This is a genomic window from Paraburkholderia sp. RL17-373-BIF-A (assembly GCF_046030175.1).
GTDB lineage: Bacteria > Pseudomonadota > Gammaproteobacteria > Burkholderiales > Burkholderiaceae > Paraburkholderia.
Genome location: NZ_JARESO010000001.1, coordinates 102982 through 128008, shown reverse-complemented (window position 1 = coordinate 128008; position 25027 = coordinate 102982). Strand labels below are relative to the sequence as shown.

Here is a 25027-nt window from a genome sequence, read left to right as displayed (position 1 = left end):
GGTTCAATAAAACCAGCTATACCGTGCGCCGATCTGGGTCACGGGCGTGCCGAGATGCGACACGCGCTGATGCGAGAAGTAGATTGCCGCGTGATCGCCGCCGAAGATCGTGCCCGCGAGCCCCAGGCTGATCGCCGGCCCCCAGCCTTGATTCGAGTCGTGCTGTAGGCCCACGTCGAGGAACGGCCGCCACGCGCGCGTGTACTGGTCGATCAGATCGTTGCCGAAACCGAAGAAAAAGCCGTATTGCGAGTATGTCTGCGGGATGAAAGTCGACGCGGTGACCGGCCCGGCGGCTGCCGGGACCAGCCTTGAAATCAGGGCGTCGGCGTTGCCGCTCGCGCCGTAGTCGCCATGCGCGCCGACCAGGCGGAACGTGTAGTCCGGATAGTTCGTGCGGATCCGATAGCCGATCTCGCCCGTCGACAGCACGCCGCTGCCGAGGTAATTGCGTGCCTGGCTATAGAAACGATCCGCTTCGACGCTGCCCGTGGCGTACAGATTCTGCGTCATGCGATACGTGACCGTACCGATTACGTTGTCCTTCATGCCGCCGACCAGCAGTGCCTGCGATTCACGCGCCGTCTGATTGCGGCCTGCCTTGACGGCCACCGACAACGGCGAGTTCCTGCCCCACTCCGCTGCCACCGCCACGCTATAGAAACTGTCGAGCGCTTCGCGGCGGCCGGCTGTCACCATGAAAGCCGTGTCGTACGTTTGACGCCGCGCGAAAAATTCCACGGACCGATCCACCGACGGCACGTTGGTCAGTTGCGACTCGTCCGTCGAGTGCTGGAAGCGCTGCACACCGTTCACGCCGACCATGTAGAAATCAGCAATCTTGATGCTGCCCGCTAACGTCTGCTCGACGTAATCGAGCGGATGTTCGACGAAGCTGTTCACCGTCGCGTCGAGCGATTGCGGCCACGTCAACGCGGTCTGCTCCAGCCGGCTATGCAGTTCCGAATCGTAGGGCGCGCCTTCCAGGCCTTGAAACGCGAGGTTTTCAGCCGCGCCCGGACGATCCACCGCGATCGATGCGTCGATACGGTTGTAGAGCGGCAAACGCGCGCCTTGCTGGTCGAGCAGACGCTCCATCGCGGGCTTGTCGTTTTCAGCAAGCGCGATCGCGATCAACTGCTCCGAAGGCTGCACCAGCACATTGGCGTACTGGCGAGCCAGCCAGCGCTTTGCCAACGGATTCGCTTCATGCGACATCGCCCAGGCGAGCGCCACGTCGCGCGCTACCGACGAAGTCAACTGCGCCTGATCCGGCGACTTCGCAGCCACGTGCGCCTTCACGGGTTGCGCGGGCGGCAGGCCAGCCGCATCGCCGAGCAGCGTGCGGCGTGCTTCGGCGTTGTCGTTGCGGCCTGCGTCGCTGGCGAGCAGATCGATCAGGAAAGCCTTCGACACGTCCGCGTTTTCGAAGATCGACGCGAGCGTGACCTGGCGGCCGAGCATCTGCTCGCGCACTTCGCTGCCCTGTAAAGCGCGCGTGCGCAGCACGATCTGCCCTTGCGCGCTGTTGGCGCGAACTTCGGCCTCTTCCTGCTGCATCTGACGCCAGACGTTGCGACGGATTGACCACGCGAGATCGCTGCGCCCCGCCATTTCCTGCGCTTCGGCGTAGGTGAGTTGCCACAACGGATCGCGCGACATCGACGCCGACTGCAGTCGCAGATATTTCAACGCGGCTTCCGGCCGGTTCAGACGCATCAGCGCGGCGGCCAGCGGCCCCCACAAAGCGGGCGCCTGCGCGGGCGCATCGCGCCATTCGGCGACCGCCTGACGCAATTGCGCTTCGCTGCCGTAGTCCACCAGCGTCCAGAGCAGCGCGGCGCGCAAGTCGAGCGTCGCGCCGGGCAGCGACACCGCGTGCTGCAGATCGTGCAGTGCGTCGAGCGGACGATCGGTCTGGCGATAGTATTCGGCCCGCACGCGCAGGAACGCGGGGTCGGCTTCGCCAGCCGTCAGTTGTTCGGGCGTCAGGCTCTTGAGCAACGCGTCGACGCGGTCGTATTGCTCCGCATCCGTGTAATAGTGAATCGCGCTCTGCAGCGCGCGCTGCGAGTGGTCGCGGCGGAACTGCAACTCGGACGTGCGAGCCGCGTCGACCGGATACGCGTCGTAGAAGTACGTCATCGCGCTCAGATCTTCGGGTGTGGCCTGGCCGCTCGCCAATAGATGCTTGTAGGCGTCGTTCGCTATGTCGTCACGCTGCAACAGACGCGCGAGTTGCGCGGCATTGCGCCAGAACAGCACGTCGTCGTCCTTGGCACCCCGGCGCGCGGCGAGCAGAGTGTCGAGCGCGCCCTTGTAGTCGCCGTGGCGATACAAAAGGCTCGCCGTGCGCAGCGCGTATTGCGTGTTCGAGGGATAGAGCTGATTCAGCTTGCGATAGTAAGTCAGCGCTTCGTCGTCCTGACCGGAGCGCTCGGCGAGCTGACCCAGGCGCGAATCGATTGCTTCAGCCGGCGAATTGCGTTGGCGGCCGCGCAGGAAAGCCAGCGCGTCGTCCGGACGGCCGAGACGCTCGTAAGCCGCAACCACCGAGTCGACCAGCTTGAGATCGCCGGGCGCCGCATTCGATGCCTGGATCAACGCCGCCAGATAGGCATTGTCGTCGTTGAGCATCGGCGCGAGGCGCATGACGTTTTTCCAGCCTTCCGGATCGTGCGTGGTCTGTGCGTAAGCGAGCCACATCTGCAAGGCGAGCGGCGACGCATGGTTCCATTCGGCGACCTGAGCAAGGCGCTTGGTCCAGAGCGGCGAGCCTGGGTTCTTGCTGACCTGCTCGGTAGCGACACGCTGTGCGTTCGGCAAATCGCTCGATTCGAGGAAGGACTGATAGAGGAGGCTCGGGACGTCGCTCGATGCGGCTGCGGAGTTCGATGCGGCAGACGGCGCCGCAGGCGCAGCTGCTGCGGGACTCGACGCCGCGGCGGCAGGCGCAGCGGCCGCCGACGCAGACGCAGCGCTGGACACCGCGACGCGCACGAGATGCACATCGCGCGAGCCGTGCGTGCGAGTGTGCATGGCTACACCGGCCCCGCCTTGCGGACCATCCATATACGCGTACTGCCCGTGCGAGCCGTCTTCACGCGAGCGTTCGCGGATGAAGGCGACGAGACGCAGCGCGCCGTCCTGATCAGGCTGAGCCCGCGCATAGCCGGCCAGCGCCTTCGCGTAACGGTCGACGAGATCCGGACGATGCGCCGCGCGCGCCAGATTCAGCAACACGACGAGCGTTTCGTGATCGTGCGCGAACGCGGCGCCGTGTTCGTTGGCGGCCGCGAGCGCCTCATCTAGCAGATTGCCCGATTGCAAGGCCCGAATACCTTCTAGAAAGCACTGACGCTTTGCATCGAAGGTCGCAGCGCTCGCTTGCAGTCGGAACCAGCCGTTCGCCGCGCCGCGATAGTCGCCCCCATACATGGCGAAGCGCACCACTTCGCGGTTCCAGCGCGTTTGCTGCGCGGGGTCCTGTTCAGCGAGGCGCACATAGAGTTGGCCGGCGAGCTGTTGCGCGTTCACCGAGGCGGCTGCTTCCGCCAGCATCTGCAGATCGGCATTCGACCACGTCAGCGCCGCCGCATTCGTGAGCTGCGTACGCAAACGGGCGAGCGCGGCATCACGGCCCGGATCGTTGGCGGGCAGCGCAAACGTCTCGCGCGTATCGACGGTCAGACGCAGCAACTGCGCCGCGCGGCGCATGTGATCGCTCGGAATCGCTTCCATGCGGGCGGCGATACGGCGCGCGTCCTCGTTGCGGCCCAGACGCACGTACTGCGTGCCGAGCACCGAGAGGATTTCCGTGTTGTCGGGCTGCACGCGCAGCCATGCTTCGAGGTAGGCGATGCTGAGATCGCTCGGCGCGTCGGTCGACGTCATCCGGCTACGCAGGCCGCCGCGCGGATGCACGAGATACAGCGTGATCAGCACGACGCCCGCGAGCAGCAGGACGAGCCACGTGGGCGCGATGCGAGGGCGATTAGCGGCCACAGGCGACCTCGACTGACTGGTAGTTCAGTTTCTGTCCGACGTCAGCCGCTGTATCGAAACGCAGGAACTCGCCGTCGCGACGCGTGGCGACAGCCTGCTTGTTGACGCTGACCTTGCACTGCTGCGCGTTGGCCAGTTTCACGAATGGCTGGTAGTGACCGGCGAATTCGAAACGCACGCCCTGCGCCGTGCGCCGGAAGTTGCGCACGAAACCGTTGGCTTCGCCGATATACGGCGCCGTCTGTGTGGCCGCCGCGCTGCCGATCGCAAAGCGGGCGTTGCCGCCGTCGATATGGATATACGTGCCGTCCGGACCCGCTGCAAAGCCGGTCACGCCCGACGCGTTATCCAGCGACGGTTTGGCCGCTTGCGGCCAGTGCAACTCACGCACCTCGCCGTTGCCGCGCACGATCCAGTCGCTCGCCTGCGGGCCCACCTCTTTCGCCACGGCGAACGTGTGCCAGTCGAGCACCTTGCGGATGTACTCGCTCACGTAGACCGGCATCACCGGCTGCTTGAGCACGGTTGAAAAGATCTGGTCGAGCGCGCGCAACGAGGCGACCTTGGTGCCGCTATACATGTGGTAGTAAATGTCGATCGGCTTGAAGCGCAGTGGCCGGTCGGTCATCGAGAAGGTTTCGAGCACGCGCGTAAAGCCATAGAACGGACCTTGCCAGTCGTTCGTGTAGACGTTCTCGTCCTGATTCGGCGCATACACCTGATACGCGCCCGGTCCCTTGTCCACGCCGATCGGCGCGATATTGGTCCAGCTATTTGCTGACCTGGTGATTACCGTGTCGCCGCCGTTGAAGTTGTAGACGCCGGCCTCGTACACCTTGCGCACGACGAAACCCGGCGGCCGGCAATCGCCGGACCATTGCAGCAGCACGGTCTTCTTTCCGGGCGGCGCGAGTCGCGTGTTAATGTAGTCGATCGAACCGGTGATCTCACGGTCGATATTGAAGTGATAACCTGGAATGTTCAGCGAGAACGCCGCGTCGCCGCCTCCGCGGTCCACCTGCGCGCCGGTCTTGCTGTCCACCTGCTCCCATTGGAACGGATGCGAATACGTGTGCGTGCCGATCTCGACATGCGGCAGCGCGAACATCTTGCGCGCGATCTCTTCGAGACGCGGCGAGATATCCGGATGCAGGCCCTTGGGGCCGACTTCGCCTTCGATCACCGAGAGCGTCATCGGTACCTGATAGCGGGTGAAGATCTGCTGATACAACGCTTCGCCGGAATAATCAGGACCGGGGAATTCGGCGCGCGAGGCGAAACCGTCGCCGTCCACGTGCGACATGAGCAGACGCCGGCCGTTTTCGGTGGTGACGCTCGGTGACGGCATGTCCTGCAGATGCAGCGCCGCTTTCATGAACGCCATCGGCTGAATCGCCCAACGCTCCTGCTCGATGCTGTCGAGCGACGCCACGGTGTACGGGCTGAGCGCATAGCCGCCCCACGGCGTCAGCGCGACCTGATCGAGCAGCACGCCGTTGGCCGAGACGCGCAGCAACGGCTGGCTGCGCGAACCCACGCGCACGCCTTGCAGATCGCGCGGCTCGGGCTTCGGGCTGATTTCGAAGCCGACCATCGGATCGCTCTTGACCACTGTGACCGGCGCGGCCAGGGTTCCCCCCACGGCTTGCAGGTCGAGCGCCGCGCCGGCCGAGCCGGCCGCGTCGAAGCCGAACTGGCCGAGGAACGCGACGGGAACGTGATCCGCCATGCGCGCCGCGACCCAGCGTTGCCACGCTTCGGGATCGGGCACCGCGCCGCGCTGGATCCACGCGACGACGCCCGCGTAGCGATCCGGCGTGATGGCGTCCGGCAGACGCGACGAGAAGTCGGCGTACTCGACGTCGTAGCCCATGTAGTTGAGCGGCGTGGCCAGATCGCGCACACCCGCGCTCAGGTCGAGCGGATCCTGGGTGTCGCGGTCCTGCACGACGAGAATCTTGCGCGGCAGCACTTCGATCTTGCCGATGCCGACCACGTCGCGGGCCTTGCTCGTCACATAAGGCAGCATGCCGGCCGACACGACGCGCGCCGCCGTGTCGCGGGCGCATTGCCGGTCGTTGCGCGCGCAATATTCCACGGACACCACCGGCACGCCGCTTTGCTGCGTGAATGCGCGCGCATCCGCAATGCGTTGCGCGCGCAACGATTCGGGGACGTCGAGAAGCTGGCCGCTGTCGCCGAGTCCACGCACCAGCGAATCGCCGACTACCGCGTAGAGCGACTTCGCAACCGGCAGCGCGTTGCGCATGACGTCGGCGCCGCCCGCCACGAGGCGCGCGTCCGGATGCGCTTCATGAATGCGGCCGGCGGCGGCCACGGCCGCGGGCGTGTCGAGCAGGAAGCCACGATAGCCGCGCTGCCACAGCGGTTCGATCTGGCTGGAGAGGAATGCGTCGGCCGATCCGGCGGACTCGGCACCGGTGGTGCGAGCGATCCAGGTGGTATGCGCCAGCGAATGAGCGGCCGGGTCGAAACCCGTGGCGGGGTCGACGACGACGGCATCGAATGCTTGCAATTCGCCGACAGGCGGATTGGCGGCATAGAAGAAAGCGAGGTTGGGGGCAGACGCGGCAGAGTTGGAGCGGGTCGCCGCGGCAGCGGACTGCAGCGGTGCAGCCTCCGTCTGTGTCACTGCATGAGTCGCAAGCGGTGCAATACCGGCCGCGCCAAGCATTAGCGCTATCAAGGTGCGCGTAAGAAATCGTTCGCCCGCACGTTCGACCATCCCGCAAGAGTCCCCGCCGGCGCATGCCCGGGTCCGCTTCTTCATCGCCAAAATCTTTACCCCGTTCAGTCTGAACGCGAGCGGCGTTCTCCTTGTGGGGAGAATGTTTCCGCTAGCGGATTTTCGAGCCGGCCCGTCGGCATTATTTACATCGCGCAAAACTGACTTTGCGCCGGATGCGATACCGACTTTTTGTCTGATTACTGGTAAGGCGGTGGAAGATAGCACATGACATGTGGCGTCTCAAGCTCGCTTATGTCGTCGGCGGAATCCGGATTGTTAAATAGTGGTAAATGCATCCGCTTGAATTCAAAGGCAAACGATTGCGCACCTGAGCACAACCGATATCAAGTGTTGCGGCTGCTTAAAATCGATTCGTCAAGGAGATCCGCAATGTGTTGGAAAACCGCTGCAGCAGGCAGATCAATCTTGCTGGCTCTTAATCTTCCGATCAATAAATCGCGCGAGAGAGAGGCGTTGCCCTACTCTTTCTCCACTCTTTCAAATATTTTTAAGCCCCGTCAAACAGGCGTATTCGACCAGCGTTCAAGCTCGGCTCACCGCGGCATGCTGCAATAAATACCGAAACGCAAAACAGAAATCGATTTTTTCTTGGTTACTCTCGATCGGATTCGAATCAAACGACAAAAAAATAAATCGGCCCCCTAAAGAAAACTCAAGGGATGCCGTTAGCGCAGTTTGGGCAAACCCGGAGCGATCCGGCGACGCAAAACTACAGGGACTCCCTTGCGGGAGTTTGCCAGTTGCCCGCCGTGTCCACGGCGGGCCAATCGACAGCGGTTTCGAAAGACCGCGTCAGGAGGCTACATGCAAGAAAATCGGGGAATGGGTGCGGTTGCGGGTGTGTGTGTGGTCTTCGCGTTGGAATCGGCGGAAAGAACCCGCCTTGCGGGGCGCACCGGCAGGTGTCTGAAACGCGTCGGACTCATCGCAGGTCTGTTGCTGGGATGCCTCAATGGCACCGCCTTCGCGGCGGGCAGCACGGCCACCAGTCTCGTCGTACCGTCCTACTTCAACGCCACCGGCAGCGTTGCGAACTGGAACAGTCTCGTGACCTCGGCGCGCAAAGTGCCGACCACCGCCATCCTGAATCCAAACAGCGGCCCCGGCGTCAAGGAAGATCCGAACTATGCCGCCGCCGTCGCCAAGCTTCGCGCCGCGGGCGGCAAGGTGCTGGGCTATGTGTCCACCTCGTACGGAAAGCGCTCGCTCTCCGCGGTCGTGGCCGACATCAATACCTACGTGGCGCTGTATAAGGTGGACGGTTTTTTCATCGACGAGATGACGTCCGATAGCCAGATGTCGCACATCCAGTTCTACCAGTCGATCTACAACTACATCAAAGGACTGAACGCCACCTACTCGGTGACGGCCAATCCGGGCACCAATATTCCAGAACTCTACGCAAGCCTGCCGACGGCCGACCAGTTCGTCGTGTTCGAAAGCACTGCGAAGAGTTACGCAAAATATCAGCCGATGGGCTGGCAAACCGCCTATCCGAAGAACCGCTTCGTGCACATGGTGTATGGCGCGACTGCCGCGCAATTGCCGGGCATCGTGCAATACGCGAAGACGCATGGCGCGGGCGGCGTGTATGTCACGTCGCTTGCCGGGGGCAATCCGTATAAGGCATTGCCGCCCTACTGGAACGATGAAGTGACGGACGCCGCCGCGCATTGATGAGCTGACTTATATTGACATGCTGCTTGCTGCGGCCGGTGACACCGGCCGCACACCTCTTATAGCCCACATTCATTCGTGAACGCTCGGGTCTGGAACGCCGGCCGCCGCCGTGTCGAAATCCGCGTTGGCGTGGATACGACAGCCGCCTTCTCGCCGCCGGCTTCAAACGAAATTTCCTTCACGCCGACGCGCCGATCAGACGCACGCCCTCGCACGCCCAGGTCTGGGCACACGTATTGCTCTATTCCGCTCGCCGGCAAATAACCCGTCAAAGCACGCAGTGCCCACAACGAGTCGCCGTTTTCCATTTCAATCCAGCAATCCATCGGTGGGAGGCCCCATGCTTCGATACGCTGCAATCTTCTTCATCATCGCAATCATCGCCGCGGTATTCGGCTTTGGCGGCATCGCCGCAGGCGCGACGGAAATCGCCAAGGTCCTGTTCTTCATCTTCGTGGTGATCTTCCTCGTCACCTTGCTGATGGGCGTGATGCGACGCTGATGAACGCTTCGACCGTTTAGGCGGAAACACACCTGCCCCGGCGCGAGAATCAGCAACCCGTTGCAATACTTGCCGTACCGTATTGCAATTGTTGCTGCCCGCGCCGGGGTTTTCACTTCCGGGCTCGACCTGCATCCATGCGTTCTACACAGCCCATTGCACCGCAGCACTTCTCCGCTCTTCGTTGTCGCTTCCTCGTCTTCACGCCGCGCGCGCAATCGGCGCACGCACGCTCAATCGATGCGACCAGTTAGCGAGCGTACGCGTCGCCACCGGCGGCTTGCTCAAGATCGCGCTGTCGTAACGCTTGCCGTCGAAGCGCACGAAATCGACGATACGAAACCCCTGTCCACGATAAAACGCGATCAGATGCGCTGCCGGTTGCGGCGTGTCGAGCGCAAGCTCGGCATAACCTCGCGTCGCGGCCCAATGATCGGCGAATGCGATCAGCAACGTACCGATACCGCGCGACTGCCACACCGGCTCGACCGCGAACTGGCGCATGCTGGCGATATCGTCGCGACGGTATAGATCGCACGCCGATTCGCGGTCCGTCGCATAGAGCGTCATCGTGCCGACGATGCGCCCGTCGCACACCGCCACGTAACAATCGCCGCGCGTTGCGCGCAAGCGTGTGGTCTCGACAGTCTGATCCACGCACGTGCAATTGAGGCCCATCGCGCCGAGCGGCGTGAAGGCCCGATGCAACAACGCCGTCAACGCGACGAACGAATCGCGTGCCGGATCGAAGCGGCGCAATTCGACACGGCCCATGCCGTGACACACGTAGTCGATACGAACGGATTGTTGCTTCGTTGCACGTCGCTTCACGTTGAGCACCTCGTGGTATCAAGATGCTCGAAGTGTAGATTTCGCGTGGGTGCGTCTCAAGAAAAAATGTCGTAAAAACTCACATGGGACTAGGCGCCGACGCATTAACCCAAAGCCGGCACGAGCTGCGGCCCGCCTTCGCGCAGACCGAGATGCAATTCCTCGCAGAGGAACGTTTGCAAGGTTTGCACGGCGGCCGCCTGCGCGCCGGAAACCTCGCGCATGAAGAGCCCGAAGTCCGCGGTGGGCGCGTCGGGCAAAGCGTCGCTTTGACCGAGCACGCGCATCGATTCCGAACGGATGTTGCCGTCGAGCAGCACCGACACGCCGAGCCCCGCTTCAACCGCGGATTGCACGGCCGGCAGACTAGTGCTGGTGCACACGATGCGCCACGCGATCCCCGCGCGCCGCAGCGCCGTCAACACCTGCTGCTGCCACAGACACGCGCCGCCGAATGCCACCACCGGCAACGCGGCCTGCGCGTCGCGGCTGAAACCGCGCGCGCCGACCCAGAAGAGCGGTTGCGTCCACGTGAGAAGCGGCGTTGCGTCGACCAGCGCGGGATCGCCGACCACCACGTCGAGGCTGCCATCCGCGAGCCGGTTCGACAGCGCCGCACTGCTGTCAACGACGATCTCCAGCGCCACTTGCGGATAAGCGATCGAAAAGCGCCGCAACGCCCGCGGCAAACGACCGACCGCAATGTCCTCCAGCATGCCGAGCCGCACGGTGCCGGACACCTGACCTGCGCTCAACGCGCGGCGCGCATCGGCGCCCGCGCCGAGTATCGTGTGGGCATACGGCAGCAACAAGTGACCTGCTTCGGTAAGCTGCACGCCGCGCGGCGAACGGTCGAGCAGACGCTGGCCGAGTTCTTCCTCGAGCCGGCGCAATTGCATGCTCACCGCGGCCTGGGTCCGCGCGAGGCGCGTCGCCGCCACGCCCACTGCGCCCGTCTCGGCCACGGTGACGAAGGCGCGCAGCAGGCTGCTGTCGAGATCTCGGGTCATAAAGGTTCTTGAAGTCAGCATAAGAAATATCAACTTATCTTAATACCGCCGGCACCGATAAGATAGCGATGACGAACTCCGATCGAGCGCCAAATCACCAGACGACCATGCAGGACACCACCCTCCAAGCCGCGCTGAATCCCGCGCAAACCAGCGTCAAACCCGCCCGCAGCGCGGCCGGGGCGGCGTTGCTGTGCGTACTGTCGATGTCGTGCGTGCAATTCGGCGCCGCGCTTTCCGCGCCGACGATGGCCACCTACGGTTCACTCAGCACCACATGGTTGCGCCTGTGCTGGGCGGCATTGGTGCTCGCCTTGCTGGTGCGTCCGCGCTTGCTGAGTTACTCGCGCGCTCATTGGACTGCCGCCGGCGTGCTCGGCGCGGCGATGGCGGGCATGACGCTGTGCTTTTTCGCGGCGCTCCAGCGCATTCCTTTAGGACTCGCCGTCGCGATCGACTTTCTCGGGCCACTCGCCGTCGCGACCTTCGCGGTCCGTCGCGCGCGAGCCTTGCTGTGGCCCGCGCTGGCGATTGCCGGCGTCATACTGCTTTCGCGCGATCGCGCCGGCTGGATCGGCGAACCGCTCGGCGTGCTGCTCGCCTGCGGCGCGGCGCTCGGGTGGGGCACCTACATCGTGTTGATGAAGAAGACCGGCACCTTGTTCGCTGGACTCGAGGGACTGTCGGTATCGCTAATCGCTGCTGCACTCGTGGCCACGCCATTCGGATTGGCGCAAAGCGGTCTGCATGTCGCGACGGGCCAGATCGCGGCGACGGCGGGCCTCGCGGTACTGGTCCCGCTGTTGCCGTACGCGCTGGAAATGGTGGCGCTGCGGCACATGCCGGCCGCCTCATTCGGAATCCTGATGAGCGTCGAACCGGCGATCGGCGCGTTGGCCGGCTTTGTCGTACTGCATCAGCCGATGGGGGTTTTACAGGTCGCGGGCACGTTGCTAGTGGTGACCGCAAGCGTCGGCGCCGTAGTGGCGACGCGCTGACAGGCGCGGCACGAGACGTGCGCTTCGGCGCGGCAAGACCGCACACTTAAGTCAGGCGATGTTTTCCGCTTCGTAAAGACGCCGGCCTGCGGCATCCTTCGCGCCAAGGGTCGGTTCGAAATCGATTGGCCACTCGATGCCGATGTCGGGATCGCGCCACAGAATGCAGCGCTCCAGTTCGGGAAACCAGTATTCCGTGGTCTTCCACAAACACTCGGCAAAGTTGGACAGCACGACGAAACCGAGCGCGAAGCCCGGTGGCGCCCAGATCTGCCGATAATTGGCCGCGCTCAGATACGCCCCGCACCACTTGCCGAAATTCGGCGAATTGAGCCGAACGTCGACGGCAACCGCAAAGACTTCGCCCACCACGACCCGCATGAGGCGACCCTGAGGACGTTGCACCTGATAGTGCAACCCGCGCAACACGCCATGCACCGCACGCGAATGCCGGTCCTGCACGAACTGGAAAGCTTGCGAGAGGTCGTCGATAAACTCGTCCGCGCTGAAGCTCTCGAAGCAGAAGCCGAATTCGTCGCAAAACACCTCGGGCTCGATGAGTTTCACCTCCGGCAATGCCGTCGCGATCACCTTGTTGCCCATTGCTGCTGTGCTCGTAAGAAGCCTGACCGGCGAAAACGCGGCCGCCACGACGGACGCGCCCAACTGTCGTAAGGCGCCCCACCGCCGGCACGGGCACCTACATGAATATTACGCCTCGCTCGCCACGCGGCTGCGTGCGCGATATTCGGTTGGAGATAGCGCCATGCGCTTGCGGAAAATCTTCGCCAGACGATCGCCGTTGCCCGTGCCGCTGCGCCGCGCAATCTTGTCGACCGGTAGTTCGGTCTCGGTCAGGAAGTTGCAGGCAATGCGCAGTCGGACCTGCAGCAGATAGTCCGACGGCGTGACCTGCATTTCATGCTTGAAGCGCCGCAGGAAATTGCGCTCGCTCATCGCCGCGACCTGCGCGGCGTCGGCGACTGAAACCGGACGATCGCAATTGGCCTCCATCCAGCGCGCCGCGGCACGGATCTTCTCGGCCACGCTGAGCGTGCCGCCTTCCGCCGGCAACGGCACCCAGGTTGCAGCCATGCCAGGCATCACGCGGTCGGCAACGCTGCGAGCAAGCTCAGCACCGAGATCGCGTTTGATGAACATGAGCGCGCTGCGGGCACAATCGTTACGATCGTTGGACGCGTTGAGCGCGGACTCGCCGGTGACATTGTTGAGATAGCGGTTCACCTGCAGTCCGTCGCTATCCGTCGGGCCGGCAGCTTCCAGCACGAGCCGCCCTTCACCGATTGTTTCGATCGCACGCGTGCGCGATTGCACCGAACGCAGCCAGCCCAGCACGCGCTCGTCGCGCGCGGCCACATGCGCGCCGTAGCCGCCCGCGATGAACAGCACGTCGAAACCGCTGGCAAAGCGCGCGTCGATACGGTCAGTCCAGATGCGCGCGGAAGAAGAACTGGCGACGCTGCCGCCGTCCATGGAAAGGAATTGCACTTCGTAAGGTTGTTCTTCACCGGCGCGCGAACCCGAGAGTTCGTTCGCGGTCTGGAACATCTCCACCACGGTGCCTGGGCCGAGCAGCCAGAAGCCGTCGAACAGCAACACGCCGATTCGCCGCGTTGCACTACGCACGTTCAATGTCGGCGTATGTAACCAGGTGATCCTCGCAGTATCAAGGTGCATGTGCGGCATGATATTTCCCCAAACTGTCGTACATTGTGGACCCCGATCGCCGTTAGCAGCCACTATGAGCGAAATGATTTATTGCCGGCAGAATCACGGCAAGGCCACTTAACGGATTAAGCGTGATGTTAGCGGAATGGATCGCTATAGTAAATTTGAAAAACAAATTACTATCGAGAAACAGAATGTATGAAGAAAACCGTAATCTTGCGTTTGATATGAGAACGGCAGGTTGCGCAGCCTCGACAGCAAACCATGCTGGCGCGATTTTCGTCATCTGGCCGGGAAGCCAAGTACAGCCTTGATCTTCAGGCATCGGCGCGCGTGAACCGAGCCTGTCGGCAGGGATTCGATTTGTGACCCGCGTATGGCGGAGCGCCATCCAAAAGTGTTTCAAACTTGAACTCCAAACCTCCCAGATAATGACCGTTCAATAGCGGCTTTATTCGCAAATTGGGAATTTATCGACCACCCGATGCAATCGAACCCGTATTTAACGAATCGATCGCGATTTAGATTTGGAATCGCGATTCTCGAACGCCTAAAAATGTTTCTATATTGAAACATTGGCGGTTTTATACGTATGAACAATGCGAGGTTGCGGCGCACAATTCCGGCAAACATCAGAGGATTGAACGCTGGCCGTGGCGAGTGCGGCAGGCGCGTTCCTTAAACAAAGTTTCATCCGTGGATCGTGCTCTTTAAGGATTCGCCAGACGCGGCAGCGACATAATTTGTGCATCGTGATAGCCGCAAGGAGCCAGCACATGCCGCGCCCCATGAGCATCGAGAGAGTCAACGAATATGGTCAGCACGCGGTTCGCATCGCCATCGCAGACAGCGCCGTGCTGCTCGACGTGGCCGATCTGGACGCCGTGATCGAGCACCTCAGCGTCCTGCGGGCCGGCATGCGCCCGGAAGTGCCCAAGGAGCCGCTGCGCACCCACCAGTACGTGATCGAGATCGACCCGTGCTGGCATGCGGAGAAGCATCCGCTGCACGATGGCGCCGTGCTGTTCCTGCGGCATTCCGGTCTCGGCTGGGCCGGTTTCGCACTGCCCACCGAAAGCCTCGCCAAACTGCACCACGCGCTCACGCAGCAACTGGAAGCGTCGCTGGAAGTACACGGCATGCTCAACTGAAACACCCGCAGGCAGGCTTGTTGCGTTTCACGCAGGACTGCGTTTCAGATCACGCGCGCAACGCGTTACGCAGTCCACCTATACTTCAGTGGCCGCGTAGCTGCGGTTACTTTCATTCAAGTCTCTTTCGCAAGCGCGGCTTTGTCCGCGCTCTTTTTTTGTCCATTGCTTAGTTTTGCTGACAGTTCTCCTGGAACCGGCAAGCCGTTCGCGCGTACAGTTCATGAACATTGCACAAAATTAAAAAAGACTTAATGCACCTAGCAGCGCGGATTTATCCGCCATCGTCGATGATGCACCCATCGCCCTTCTCTACTGTTCCAACATGAACCAGCTACAAGCGATGCGTGTCTTCACACGAGTAGTCGATCTCGCCAGCTTCAATCTCGCGGCGAGACAGTTAGGCATGTCCGCGGCCGCGGTCACGCGCAGCGTCGGCACGCTGGAAGCGCATCTGAACATGCGCCTATTGAACCGCACCACACGCAGTCTTTCGCTGACGGACGTGGGCCGCGAATATCTCGATGGTTGCCGCGCGATCATCGAGAAACTCGACGAGATGGAATCGAATCTGCTGGAGACCACGCGCGACCCACAGGGCACGTTACGGATCGCCACGCCCATGACCTTCGCCACCGCGGGCTTGGGCGCGCTGCTTGCCGCCTACCGCACGCTGCATCCGCGCGTGGACTTCGACGTGACGACGTTCGACACGCAGATCGATCTCGTGGAAGGCGGCTTCGACGTGTGCTTCTCCGACGACCGGCGCCTCGCCAATTCCACGCTGGTGAGCCGCACACTCACCAGCGTCGACGAACTGACGGTTGCGTCGCCCACTTATCTTGCGCGCAACGGCACGCCACGCGACCCCGCTGCTTTGAACCGGCATGGTCTGCTGACAGTGTCCGACGGTTCGCCGCGAGCCTGGGAATTCGCGGACGCCGACGGCATCTACCGCGTCAACACCGGCAGCGCGCTCACCGCGACCAGCAGTGCAATGGTGCGCGTGGCCGCGCTCAACCATATGGGCATCGCCTTGCTGCCCATGCCGATCATCGCCGACGATCTCACGCGCAGTACGCTGGTCCCCGTGCTCGAACAGTTCGAGATCAACGGCGGCCCGCGCCAGGTGTCGATTCTCTACTCCGGCCGCAATTACCTGTCGATGCGAGTACGCAGCTTCATCGACTTCGCGGTCAGCCAGTATCGCGCGCCGGACCGCCCGGTTGCACTGCGCGCGGTCGCCTGAAGCGGGCGCGCGCATCATGCCCAGGATATTGACGATTGAAGATGATGAGTTGATCGCTCACGACATCGTTCGCACACTCAGCGCGAGCGGCTTTTCCGTCGATGTGGCTCACACCGGCCGCGAAGGCATGGCGAAAGTGATGGCGGGCGATTACGACGTCGTCACGCTCGACCGCATGCTGCCCGATCTCGACGGTCTGACGATCGTCGCGACCATGCGCGGTGTCGGCATGGAAACGCCCGTGCTGGTGATGAGCGCGATGTCCGATGTCGATCAGCGCATTCAGGGCCTGCGTGCCGGCGGCGACGACTATCTGACCAAGCCTTTCTCGCCCGATGAAATGTTCGCACGCGTCGAGGTGCTATTGCGGCGGCGTCCACGTCACGCGAAAGCTGAAACGATGCTGCGCAACGGCGCGCTCGAACTCGATCTGGTGCGCCGCAAAGTCACCCACCGTCAGCGCGAACTCGATCTGCAACCCACCGAATTCCGCGTGCTCGAATTCATGATGCGCCACACCGGCCAGGTGCTCACACGCACGATGATTTTCGAAGCCGTGTGGGGTTGTCGCTTCGACCCGGGTACGAATCTGATCGACGTGCACGTGGGGCGTTTGCGCAAGAAAGTCGAGATGCCCGGCGAACGTCCCTTGATTCGCACGATTCGCGGCTCGGGCTATCTGTTCGGCTGACCCAGGCGCATTCGCATTTCTGACGAGCAAGCTTTGGCGCTGCATGCAGCGCCAAAGCCGTTTCAGCACGCCTATCGACGCAAACGCACATCACACGCCGCTTCCTAAAACTAGTTTCATTTGTTTTGTCCGCGCCTGTTAGGGCCCGCTCCCCAGAATGCCGTTACCGGGCCGCGCCATCGACGCGAGTCCCCATTGCCACACGCCCGCGCAGATTCAACCGCGCCTCTGAACGGAGCAGCCTTCGATGTTAAAAATAGTCCGGTTAGCTTTGACCCGGCCCTACACGTTTATCGTGCTCGCGATGCTGATCCTGTTGATCGGCCCGCTTGCCGCATTGCGCACGCCGACGGATATCTTCCCCGACATCCGCATTCCCGTGATCAGCGTGGTGTGGAATTACGCCGGCCTGCAACCGGACGACATGTCCGGGCGCATCGTCACGTACTACGAGCGCACGCTCGGCACCACCGTCAACGACATCGCGCATATCGAGTCGCAGTCGTTTCGCGGCTACGGCATCGTGAAGATCTTCTTCCAGCCGACCGTGGATATCCGCACCGCCACCGCCCAGGTGACTTCGGTTTCGCAGACGGTGCTCAAGCAGATGCCGCCCGGCACCACGCCGCCGCAAATCCTGAACTACAACGCGTCCACGGTGCCGGTCCTGCAACTGGCGCTGACCAGCAATACGCTCGACGAACAGAAGCTCGCCGACTACGCGACCAACTTCATTCGTCCGCAATTGCTGAGCGTGCCGGGCGTGGCGATTCCCACGCCGTACGGCGGAAAGACGCGTGAAGTGCAGATCGATCTCGACCCGCAGGCCTTGCAGGCGAAAAAACTCTCGGCGAACGATGTCGCCACCGCGCTCGCGCAGCAGAACCAGATCATTCCGGCGGGTACCGAGAAGATCGGCCGCTTCGAATACAACATCAAGCTGAACAACAGTCCGCTTGCTCTCGACGAATTGAACGCGCTGCCGATCAAAACCGTGGACGGCGCCACGATCTATATCCGCGACGTGGCGCACGTACGCGACGGTTATCCGCCGCAAGGCAACGTGGTGCGCGTGGACGGGCACCGCGCGGTGCTGATGAGTATTCTGAAGAACGGCTCCGCCTCCACACTCGACATCATCTCCGGCGTAAAGGCACAACTGCCGCGTATCGAAGCGACCTTGCCGCCCGGACTCAAGCTTGTCACGATGGGCGATCAGTCGACCTTCGTGAAAGGTGCCGTCAGCGGCGTGGCGCGCGAGGGCGTGATCGCCGCCGCGCTCACTTCGCTGATGATCCTGCTGTTCCTCGGCAGTTGGCGCTCCACGCTGATCATCGCGGCGTCGATTCCGCTCGCCGTGCTGGCGGCCATTGCCGGGCTCGCGGCAATGGGCGAAACGCTCAACGTGATGACGCTCGGCGGCCTTGCATTGGCGGTCGGGATTCTGGTCGACGACGCCACCGTCACCATCGAGAACATCAACTGGCATCTGGAACAGGGCAAGGACGTAAAGAGCGCGATTCTCGACGGCGCCGCGCAGATCGTCGCGCCCGCGTTCGTGTCGTTGCTGTGCATCTGCATCGTGTTCGTGCCGATGCTGTTGCTCGACGGCATTGCGCGTTTCCTGTTCGTGCCCATGGCCGAGGCCGTGATCTTCGCGATGATCGCCTCCTTCGTCCTCTCGCGCACTTTCGTGCCGATGATGGCGCAATACCTGCTGCGTGCCCATGCATCGGGCGGCCACGCGTCCGGTGAACTGGCCGCGACGATGGACCCGCATGGCGGCCACTCCCACGCCGCGCCTTCGCGCAATCCGCTGGTGCGCTTCCAGCGCGGCTTCGAGCAGCGCTTCGAACGCGTGCGCGGCGTGTACCGGATCGTGCTCGGTCTCGCGCTCACGCATCGCAAACGCTTCGTGACGGGCTTTCTGATCGTGGTGGGGGCGTCGTTCCTGCTCGCGCCGTGGCTCGGCCGCAATTTCTTCCCCGATATCGATTCCGGCGAAATTGCGATCCACGTGCGTGCGCCGATCGGCACACGAATCGAAGATACCGCCGCGCAGTTCGATCTGATCGAGAACGCGGTGCGCCGCGCAATTCCGCCGGACCAGTTGCGCAGCATCATCGACAACATCGGCTTGCCGAATAGCGGGATCAATCTCACGTATAACAATAGCGGCACGGCTGGGCCGCAAGATGGCGACATTCTGATCTCGCTGAACGAAAATCATCGGCCCACCGCGGACTTCGTGCGCACGTTGCGTGAAACCCTGCCGCGTCAATTTCCGGGCACGACGTTCGCCTTCCTGCCGGCCGATATCGTCAGCCAGATTCTGAATTTCGGCGCACCCGCGCCGATCGATCTGCAAGTGGCCGGTCCGAACCAGGCCGCCAATCACCGGTACGCGAATGAAGTCATGCGCCGCATGCGCATGATTCCCGGCATTGCCGATACGCGCATGCAACAGGCGTCGACGTATCCGCAGTTCACCGTTTCCGTGGACCGCTCGCGCGCCGATCAGCTCGGCATTACCGAACAGGATGTCACCAACTCCGTGGTGGCGAGTCTGTCCGGCACGAGCCAGGTGTCGCCGACGTACTGGCTCAACCCTAACAACGGCGTGTCGTATCCGATCGTCGCGCAGACGCCGCAATATCGCATGACGTCCCTGTCGAATCTGAACAACCTGCCCGTGACCGGCAAGAGCGGCCAGGCGCAGATTCTCGGCGGCATTGCGACGATTACACGCGGCGTGGGCAATGCGGTGGTCTCGCACTACGACATCGAACCGCTCTACGACGTGTTCGCGACAACCCAAGGCCAGGATCTCGGCGCGGTGGCGGCGAAGATTCAGAGCATCCTGCACGCGACGGAGAAAGACGTGCCCAAGGGTTCCATCGTCACGTTGCGCGGACAGGTGCAGACGATGAATAGCGCGTTTCTCGGTTTGTCGCTCGGTCTGGTCGGCGCGATTGCACTGATCTATCTGCTGATCGTCGTGAACTTCCATTCGTGGAGCGACGCGTTCGTGATCGTCACCGCATTGCCCGCAGCGTTGGCCGGCATCGTCTGGATGCTGTTCACCACGCGCACGCCGCTCTCGGTGCCGGCGTTGACGGGCGCGATTCTGTGCATGGGCGTGGCGACCGCCAACAGCATTCTGGTGGTGAGCTTCGCGCGTGAACGGCTGGCCGTCACCGGCAACGCCTTGGTCGCCGCGATGGAAGCGGGCTTTACGCGCTTTCGCCCGGTGTTGATGACCGCACTCGCGATGATCATCGGCATGGCGCCGATGGCGCTCGGTCTCGGCGACGGCGGCGAACAGAACGCGCCGCTCGGCCGCGCCGTGATCGGCGGCCTGCTTTGCGCGACGTTCGCCACGCTGCTGTTCGTCCCCGTCGTATTCAGCATCGTGCACCGGCGCGACGCCGCCGCTCACCGCCCTTCGCACGATCACTCTTCTTCCGAACCCGGAGTCCATCATGTCCACTGAGATCGAGATCAATTCGCCGAAACGGCTGCGTCATCTGAAACTCATCGGTATCGTCGCGCTGCTGGCGGCAGCGGGCATCGTGGCGAGCGGCGTTGCCAGCCGCGTGCATGCGAAACAGGAATTGACCACCTGGTCCGCCCAGCAAGCCGTGCCTACCGTAGTGGCTTACACACCTAAGCGGGACCTCGACGCGCAAGCACTGGTGTTGCCCGGCCGTCTGTCCGCCTTCGTCAATGCACCGATCTATGCGCGGGTGTCGGGTTATCTGCATGCGTGGTACGCGGATATAGGCACGCATGTCAAAGCCGGGCAGTTGCTCGGCGAGATCGATACGCCCGACCTCGACCAGCAATTGCAGCAGGCGCGCGCCGATTTGCAAAACTCGGTGGCCAATGAAAAACTCGCGGCGTCCACCGCGCGCCGCTGGACGCAGATGTTGCAGCAGGACTCCGTCTCGCAGCAGGACGCCGATGAAAAGACCAGCGATCTCGTCGCCAAACAGGCCACCGTCGCCGCCAACGAGGCCAACGTGCGGCGCCTCGAAGCGCTCGAATCGTTCAAGCGCATTACCGCGCCGTTCGACGGCATCGTCACGGCGCGCACCACCGACATCGGCGCGCTCATCAATGCGGGCGGCGGCAATGGGCCCGAACTGTTCTCGGTGTCCGACGCGCATCAGCTGCGCGTCTACGTGAGCGTGCCGCAGGATGAAGCGGCCGCGATCCAGCCCGGCATGAGCGCCACGCTCACGGTGCCCGAGCGGCCGGGCGCGAAGTTCAACGCGAAACTCGTCGACACCGACGACGCCATCACGCCGTCTTCCGGCACCTTGCTGGTCCAGCTCGCGGTCGACAATCACGACGGTTTGCTGATTCCCGGCGAGTACACCGAGGTGCATTTCGCGTTGCCGACCAACGCGCACGCGTTGTCGATTCCGGCGAGCTCGCTGATCTTCCGGCAGAACGGTTTGCAGGTCGCCGTGGTCGGCAAGGGCAATCGAGCGGAGCTCAAGCCCGTATCGATCGCGACCGATCTTGGCACGCACGTCGAAATCGCCTCGGGTTTGAACGCCACGGATCGCGTAATCGACAACCCGCCCGACTCGCTCGCATCCGGCGATAAAGTGCGCTTGCAGACCAGCCCGAGCGGCACGAGCGACACCGCCCTGGCCGGCCGACGCACGGTGGAGAGCACTCATGGATAAACGCCGTCTATGCATCGCACTGGCGGCCGCGGCGTTGCTGAACGGCTGCTCGTTCGCGCCGACTTATCACGCGCCGCCTACCAGCATCCCCACCACGTTCAAAGAAAGCGGCCCGTGGCAGCTCGCCCGACCCGCTGACCGCGTGCCACGCGATGCGTGGTGGAGCGTGTATCGCGACCCCGTGCTCGACCATCTGGAAGAACAGGTGGCCGCCGCGAACCCCGACGTCGCCGCGGCGATGGCGCGCCACGACGAAGCCGCGGCCGATCTCTCGCAGACGCGTTCGGGCCTGTTTCCGACCATCGGCGCCGAAGCCTCGGTCGAACGCCAGCGGCAGTCGGATAACCGGCCGCTGCGTGGCGCGGGACAGCCTGCGGTGTACGGCGCCAATACCGTCGACGTCGGCATCGCCTACGACCTCGACCTGTGGGGCAAGGTCCGCAATGAAGTGGCCGCCGGCCGCGCCGCGATGCAGGCCAGCGAGGCCGACCTCGAATCGGTGCGTCTGAGTTTGCAGGCGAATCTCGCGAGCGTCTATTTCAACCTGCGCGGCCTCGATGCCCAGCAGCAACTGCTAAACGATACGATCGACACCTACCAGCGCGCCCTCACGCTCACGCTGAGCCGCCACGCCGGCGGCATCGCATCGGATCTCGATGTATCGCGCGCGCAGACGCAACTCGACACCGCGCGCGCTTCCGCCGACGACATCGCCGCGCAGCGCGCGCTCTTCGAACACGCGATCGCCAGCCTGACCGGTGCGCCCGCGTCCAGTTTCACGCTCGCCGCCGTGACCGACTCTGCCTACTTGCCGTCCATTCCGACCGGCGTGCCGGCGGCGCTGCTGCAACGGCGCCCCGATATCGCCGCGGCCGAACGGCGTGTTGCCGAGGCGAACGCGCAGATCGGCGTCGCCAAGGCAGCGTTCTTTCCGGACATTTCGCTCGGCCTCGACGGCGGCTATCAAAGCGACACGCTCTCGCCGTGGCTGATCGCGCCGAACGAAATGTGGTCGGTCGGGCCGAGCCTCGTATTCACGCTCTTCGACGGCGGCCGCCGCGCGGCGATCACCGATCGGGCCCGCGCCAAGCTCGCGGAAAATGGCGCCAAGTACAAGGCCGCTGTGCTGCTCGCCTTCCAGCAGGTCGAGGACAACCTCGCGCAACTGCATCATCTCGGCGACGAGGCCACGAAACAGAACGAAGCGCTCATCGCTGCGCAACGCACGTTGACGCTGTCGATGTCGCGCTACCGTGACGGCGTGGTCAGCTATCTCGACGTGGTGACGGCGCAGACTACCGAACTCGATACGCAGATCTCGGCGCTGAACCTCAATACGCGGCGTTTGCTGGCTTCCGTGGCGTTGATCGAGGCATTGGGCGGTGGCTGGTCGGCCGACGCCGCCAGGAGCGCCCCTGACGTCCAGGCGGCGCAGGCACAAACGCACGCGAACGCCGCTAAAGCACGCGTTGCCGACGCCGCGGGTTAACGCGTCCCACGGTACATAAAAAAAAAATCGCCGGCTCATCACCGGCGACTTTTGCGTTTGCGCGGGCGCTCGCGTCGAGCGGATAGTCCGCTCGCTTCGCTCAGAACCTGTGCCGCACGCCGACGGCCACCACGGCCTGCCGGTTGTTCGAAGAGGCCGCCAGCGAATAGATCGAGGCATTGCCGAGCACCGCGATGCCGTCCGCACCCGACACGTGCTGGTAAACGCCTTCGAGATACAGATCGGTGCGGCGCGACAAGGCGTAATCCGCTTGCAGCATGAACTGATTCCATTTCGGCGAGACGCTCTTGCCCGCGTCGCTGAAATGTCCGTCGGTAAATGTATAAGAACCGCCGAGTGTGAACGCGGGCGTTAGCGCGTAGCGGGCGTTCAGCTCGTAATTGTTGAAGGTCAGCAGATCGCCATTGAGCGTGGAATAGGCGCCGCCTTGCATGATCTGATGCGGGTCGTCGAGCATCGTACGCGTGAAGACGAGGCCGACCGTCGCCGCGCCGAACGTATAGCGCCCCGCCGCGCCGAGAATGCGTTGACGCGCGCCGGTGAAGGTCGCATCGCCGTCGCTGCTGCTCACCGCGCCACCCGTATTGGCGGGCTGATTGACGCCGCCCGGCTGGTTGATCTGCAGATACGCGACGGCCAGATTGAACGGACCGCCCGCCCACTGGGCGCCGAGGCTATAGGCGTTGTTGTTGCTGAAGCCGCCCGCCGCGTTGCTGAACGCGTAGGCGCCGCCGACCGTGAGACCGTCATAGGTCGCACTGCGGAATTTCAGCGCGTTGTTCATGCGCAGATCGTTGTTGAGGTTGTCGTTATCGAACGGGTGATCGGCGATATTGCCGCCGAAGCCCGAACCGGTCGCCGACAGCGGCGCGACGAAATCCACCAGAAAGTCGTATTGCCGACCCAACGTCACAGTGCCCCACTGCTTGCTCGCGATACCCACCCATGCTTGCCGGCCGAACTCGTCCCCGCCGTTGGAGAATTTGCCGCTGTCGATATTGAAGCCGTTCTCGAGATCGAAGACCGCGCTCAATCCGCCGCCCAGATCTTCGTTGCCGCGCAGGCCCCAGCGATCCGTGCTCACGTTGCCGCTTTCCATCATCCAGTTGCTTTTACCGCCGGTGGCCGTCTTCTGATTGCTGATGTAGTCGAGACCCGTATCGAGCGTGCCGTAGAGCGTCACGCTGCTTTGCGCATGTGCTGCCGCACAGAAGGTGCCGGCCAGCGCGACGAGTGTGGTTGCCAATGCTTTGTTCATGTTTGATTCCGGGTAAGAGAAGGCGCCGGCCCGCGCATTGTCGGACCGATCCCGCACACCGTGCGGGTAGCCGCAATGTAGATAGACGCGGTGACACATCCGTGATCAAAACCAGCCGTTTCATGAAACGTTTTTTATCTTCGTGACATGCATCCGGCGAATGCCTGATTCATCGGCTCACGGACGCTCGAACGGATAAATATCTTTTCATGCACACACCGCCGATCCGCTAAAGCCGGTTGACTATCCTTCTCATCAACCGATCCACGAATGCAGTGAGATTCGCGCATCGGCCCATCCAACTTGATTTGTGAGGATTACGAACATGAAATCTCTGTCGCTCGCCATCGCTTTCATCGGCGCTACCGCAACGGCTTCCGCCTTCGCTCAATCGACCACGACACCGACCCAACAGCCCAGCGCACCGTCGATGCAGGTTGCCGCGAATAGCACCGCAGCGATCAATGCCGCCGGTTCGTGGGTTCCGCCGTATGGCCAGGCCACCGGCGAAAAGACGCGCGCGCAGGTCTATCGGGAACTGGTACACGCAGAGAAGGACGGCCAGCTCGCGTATCTGAACTCGACGATTTACGCGCACTGAGACGCCTGCAATGCTCGATCTCCGACCACGCGCCACTCTCGCGCTGCTGCTCGCCACCGGCCTCGCGGCCGCGGCCGCTTCGGCCGTCGCCGCGCCGCCGGTGGGCGGCACGCTCAGCCGTTCCACGACGCTGTCATCCGCTGGAAAGTGGAGTTCGCCGACCGCCACGAACGATCACGGCAAGACGCGCGCTCGGGTCTACCGCGAATTGATCAAAGCCGAGGGTGACGGTCAGATGAACTATCTCAACCAGCTCTACCGTTAATCGCACCACCCTCTTCCTCACCGACGATATCGATGACTCTTCGCACCGCGATCAAACGCTCCGCGCACTTCGCCGCGGCCGCTGTCGCAGCCGGACTCCTGTTGTCCGGCTGCGCGACGA

General features: G+C 62.9%; 18 protein-coding genes and 1 riboswitch. Of the genes, 11 read left to right on the top strand and 7 right to left on the bottom strand.

Annotation, left to right across the window (positions count from 1 at the left end; all coding sequences use genetic code 11):
• Nucleotides 1–3 precede the first annotated feature (3 nt).
• Nucleotides 4–4005 (bottom strand): tetratricopeptide repeat protein, encoded by a 4002-nt coding sequence (locus P0D80_RS00535; RefSeq protein WP_408280180.1) that lies wholly within the window; start codon nucleotides 4003–4005, stop codon nucleotides 4–6.
• A complete protein-coding gene (locus tag P0D80_RS00530) occupies nucleotides 3995–6700 on the bottom strand; it encodes a polysaccharide deacetylase family protein (RefSeq protein WP_408280647.1) in 2706 nt (901 codons plus the stop codon). The genes P0D80_RS00535 and P0D80_RS00530 overlap by 11 nt, the downstream gene beginning before the upstream one ends.
• A 743-nt stretch (nucleotides 6701–7443) precedes the next feature.
• A riboswitch (cyclic di-GMP riboswitch) is annotated at nucleotides 7444–7523 on the top strand.
• Nucleotides 7524–7579: 56 nt separating this feature from the next.
• On the opposite strand from P0D80_RS00530, the gene P0D80_RS00525 reads away from it, so the two are divergent.
• Nucleotides 7580–8452, top strand: coding sequence for a spherulation-specific family 4 protein (locus P0D80_RS00525; protein ID WP_408280177.1), 873 nt, complete (start codon nucleotides 7580–7582; stop codon nucleotides 8450–8452).
• Nucleotides 8453–8795: 343 nt separating this feature from the next.
• The gene (locus tag P0D80_RS00520; RefSeq protein ID WP_007182451.1) at nucleotides 8796–8957 is read left to right on the top strand and encodes a DUF1328 domain-containing protein; all 162 of its coding nucleotides are present in this window, start codon (nucleotides 8796–8798) and stop codon (nucleotides 8955–8957) included.
• A 201-nt stretch (nucleotides 8958–9158) separates the two neighbouring features.
• Here the strand turns inward: P0D80_RS00520 and P0D80_RS00515 are convergent, their stop codons facing one another.
• Together P0D80_RS00515 and P0D80_RS00510 are read right to left on the bottom strand one after the other, a co-directional pair.
• Nucleotides 9159–9788 (bottom strand): GNAT family N-acetyltransferase, encoded by a 630-nt coding sequence (locus P0D80_RS00515; RefSeq protein WP_408181435.1) that lies wholly within the window; start codon nucleotides 9786–9788, stop codon nucleotides 9159–9161.
• Between the two features lie 104 nt (nucleotides 9789–9892).
• A complete protein-coding gene (locus P0D80_RS00510) occupies nucleotides 9893–10798 on the bottom strand; it encodes a LysR substrate-binding domain-containing protein (protein WP_408280174.1) in 906 nt (301 codons plus the stop codon).
• Between the two features lie 107 nt (nucleotides 10799–10905).
• On the opposite strand from P0D80_RS00510, the gene P0D80_RS00505 reads away from it, so the two are divergent.
• Complete coding sequence (locus tag P0D80_RS00505) at nucleotides 10906–11796, top strand: EamA family transporter (RefSeq protein WP_408181431.1); 891 nt, start codon at nucleotides 10906–10908, stop codon at nucleotides 11794–11796.
• A 51-nt stretch (nucleotides 11797–11847) separates the two neighbouring features.
• On the opposite strand, the gene rfbC is transcribed toward P0D80_RS00505, so the two are convergent.
• Both rfbC and P0D80_RS00495 read right to left on the bottom strand, forming a co-directional pair.
• Nucleotides 11848–12399, bottom strand: a complete 552-nt coding sequence (rfbC, locus tag P0D80_RS00500; protein WP_408181430.1) for a dTDP-4-dehydrorhamnose 3,5-epimerase — start codon at nucleotides 12397–12399, stop codon at nucleotides 11848–11850.
• 108 nt (nucleotides 12400–12507) lie between these two features.
• Entirely contained in the window at nucleotides 12508–13503 is a 996-nt protein-coding gene (locus P0D80_RS00495) for a GlxA family transcriptional regulator (protein ID WP_408280170.1), read from the bottom strand.
• Nucleotides 13504–14261: 758 nt separating this feature from the next.
• Here P0D80_RS00495 and P0D80_RS00490 point away from each other — a divergent pair.
• The 6 genes from P0D80_RS00490 (at nucleotide 14262) to P0D80_RS00465 (ending at nucleotide 22762) form a co-directional block, all read left to right on the top strand.
• Nucleotides 14262–14636 (top strand): hypothetical protein, encoded by a 375-nt coding sequence (locus tag P0D80_RS00490; protein ID WP_408181427.1) that lies wholly within the window; start codon nucleotides 14262–14264, stop codon nucleotides 14634–14636.
• Between the two features lie 325 nt (nucleotides 14637–14961).
• Nucleotides 14962–15885 (top strand): LysR family transcriptional regulator, encoded by a 924-nt coding sequence (locus P0D80_RS00485; protein ID WP_408280167.1) that lies wholly within the window; start codon nucleotides 14962–14964, stop codon nucleotides 15883–15885.
• 16 nt (nucleotides 15886–15901) lie between these two features.
• On the top strand, nucleotides 15902–16576 hold the full coding sequence (locus tag P0D80_RS00480; RefSeq protein WP_132375120.1) for a response regulator transcription factor: 675 nt from the start codon (nucleotides 15902–15904) through the stop codon (nucleotides 16574–16576).
• A 247-nt stretch (nucleotides 16577–16823) separates the two neighbouring features.
• The gene (locus P0D80_RS00475; protein WP_408280163.1) at nucleotides 16824–20069 is read left to right on the top strand and encodes an efflux RND transporter permease subunit; all 3246 of its coding nucleotides are present in this window, start codon (nucleotides 16824–16826) and stop codon (nucleotides 20067–20069) included.
• Nucleotides 20059–21273, top strand: coding sequence for an efflux RND transporter periplasmic adaptor subunit (locus tag P0D80_RS00470; protein ID WP_408181423.1), 1215 nt, complete (start codon nucleotides 20059–20061; stop codon nucleotides 21271–21273). The genes P0D80_RS00475 and P0D80_RS00470 overlap by 11 nt, the downstream gene beginning before the upstream one ends.
• Nucleotides 21266–22762 carry an efflux transporter outer membrane subunit gene (locus tag P0D80_RS00465; protein WP_408280161.1) on the top strand — a complete coding sequence of 499 codons (1497 nt, stop codon included), beginning with the start codon at nucleotides 21266–21268 and terminating at the stop codon, nucleotides 22760–22762. The genes P0D80_RS00470 and P0D80_RS00465 overlap by 8 nt, the downstream gene beginning before the upstream one ends.
• A 100-nt stretch (nucleotides 22763–22862) precedes the next feature.
• On the opposite strand, the gene P0D80_RS00460 is transcribed toward P0D80_RS00465, so the two are convergent.
• Nucleotides 22863–24041, bottom strand: coding sequence for a porin (locus P0D80_RS00460; RefSeq protein WP_408181420.1), 1179 nt, complete (start codon nucleotides 24039–24041; stop codon nucleotides 22863–22865).
• A gap of 325 nt (nucleotides 24042–24366) precedes the next feature.
• Between P0D80_RS00460 and P0D80_RS00455 the strand changes: the two genes are divergently transcribed.
• A complete protein-coding gene (locus P0D80_RS00455; RefSeq protein ID WP_408181418.1) occupies nucleotides 24367–24642 on the top strand; it encodes a DUF4148 domain-containing protein in 276 nt (91 codons plus the stop codon).
• 10 nt (nucleotides 24643–24652) lie between these two features.
• Nucleotides 24653–24907, top strand: coding sequence for a DUF4148 domain-containing protein (locus tag P0D80_RS00450; RefSeq protein WP_408280157.1), 255 nt, complete (start codon nucleotides 24653–24655; stop codon nucleotides 24905–24907).
• Nucleotides 24908–25027: the final 120 nt, after the last annotated feature.

What these genes read in the sequence shown, in the direction of transcription:
- P0D80_RS00450 (WP_408280157.1), top strand. Translation starts at nt 24,653, where the DNA reads ATGCTCGATCTCCGACCACGCGCCACTCTCGCGCTGCTGCTCGCCACC.
- P0D80_RS00475 (WP_408280163.1), top strand. Translation starts at nt 16,824, where the DNA reads ATGTTAAAAATAGTCCGGTTAGCTTTGACCCGGCCCTACACGTTTATC.
- P0D80_RS00470 (WP_408181423.1), top strand. Translation starts at nt 20,059, where the DNA reads ATGTCCACTGAGATCGAGATCAATTCGCCGAAACGGCTGCGTCATCTG.
- P0D80_RS00520 (WP_007182451.1), top strand. Translation starts at nt 8,796, where the DNA reads ATGCTTCGATACGCTGCAATCTTCTTCATCATCGCAATCATCGCCGCG.
- P0D80_RS00505 (WP_408181431.1), top strand. Translation starts at nt 10,906, where the DNA reads ATGCAGGACACCACCCTCCAAGCCGCGCTGAATCCCGCGCAAACCAGC.
- P0D80_RS00465 (WP_408280161.1), top strand. Translation starts at nt 21,266, where the DNA reads ATGGATAAACGCCGTCTATGCATCGCACTGGCGGCCGCGGCGTTGCTG.
- P0D80_RS00460 (WP_408181420.1), bottom strand. Translation starts at nt 24,041, where the DNA reads ATGAACAAAGCATTGGCAACCACACTCGTCGCGCTGGCCGGCACCTTC.
- P0D80_RS00480 (WP_132375120.1), top strand. Translation starts at nt 15,902, where the DNA reads ATGCCCAGGATATTGACGATTGAAGATGATGAGTTGATCGCTCACGAC.
- P0D80_RS00525 (WP_408280177.1), top strand. Translation starts at nt 7,580, where the DNA reads ATGCAAGAAAATCGGGGAATGGGTGCGGTTGCGGGTGTGTGTGTGGTC.
- P0D80_RS00490 (WP_408181427.1), top strand. Translation starts at nt 14,262, where the DNA reads ATGCCGCGCCCCATGAGCATCGAGAGAGTCAACGAATATGGTCAGCAC.
- P0D80_RS00485 (WP_408280167.1), top strand. Translation starts at nt 14,962, where the DNA reads ATGAACCAGCTACAAGCGATGCGTGTCTTCACACGAGTAGTCGATCTC.
- rfbC (WP_408181430.1), bottom strand. Translation starts at nt 12,399, where the DNA reads ATGGGCAACAAGGTGATCGCGACGGCATTGCCGGAGGTGAAACTCATC.
- P0D80_RS00455 (WP_408181418.1), top strand. Translation starts at nt 24,367, where the DNA reads ATGAAATCTCTGTCGCTCGCCATCGCTTTCATCGGCGCTACCGCAACG.
- P0D80_RS00510 (WP_408280174.1), bottom strand. Translation starts at nt 10,798, where the DNA reads ATGACCCGAGATCTCGACAGCAGCCTGCTGCGCGCCTTCGTCACCGTG.
- P0D80_RS00495 (WP_408280170.1), bottom strand. Translation starts at nt 13,503, where the DNA reads ATGCCGCACATGCACCTTGATACTGCGAGGATCACCTGGTTACATACG.
- P0D80_RS00530 (WP_408280647.1), bottom strand. Translation starts at nt 6,700, where the DNA reads ATGCTTGGCGCGGCCGGTATTGCACCGCTTGCGACTCATGCAGTGACA.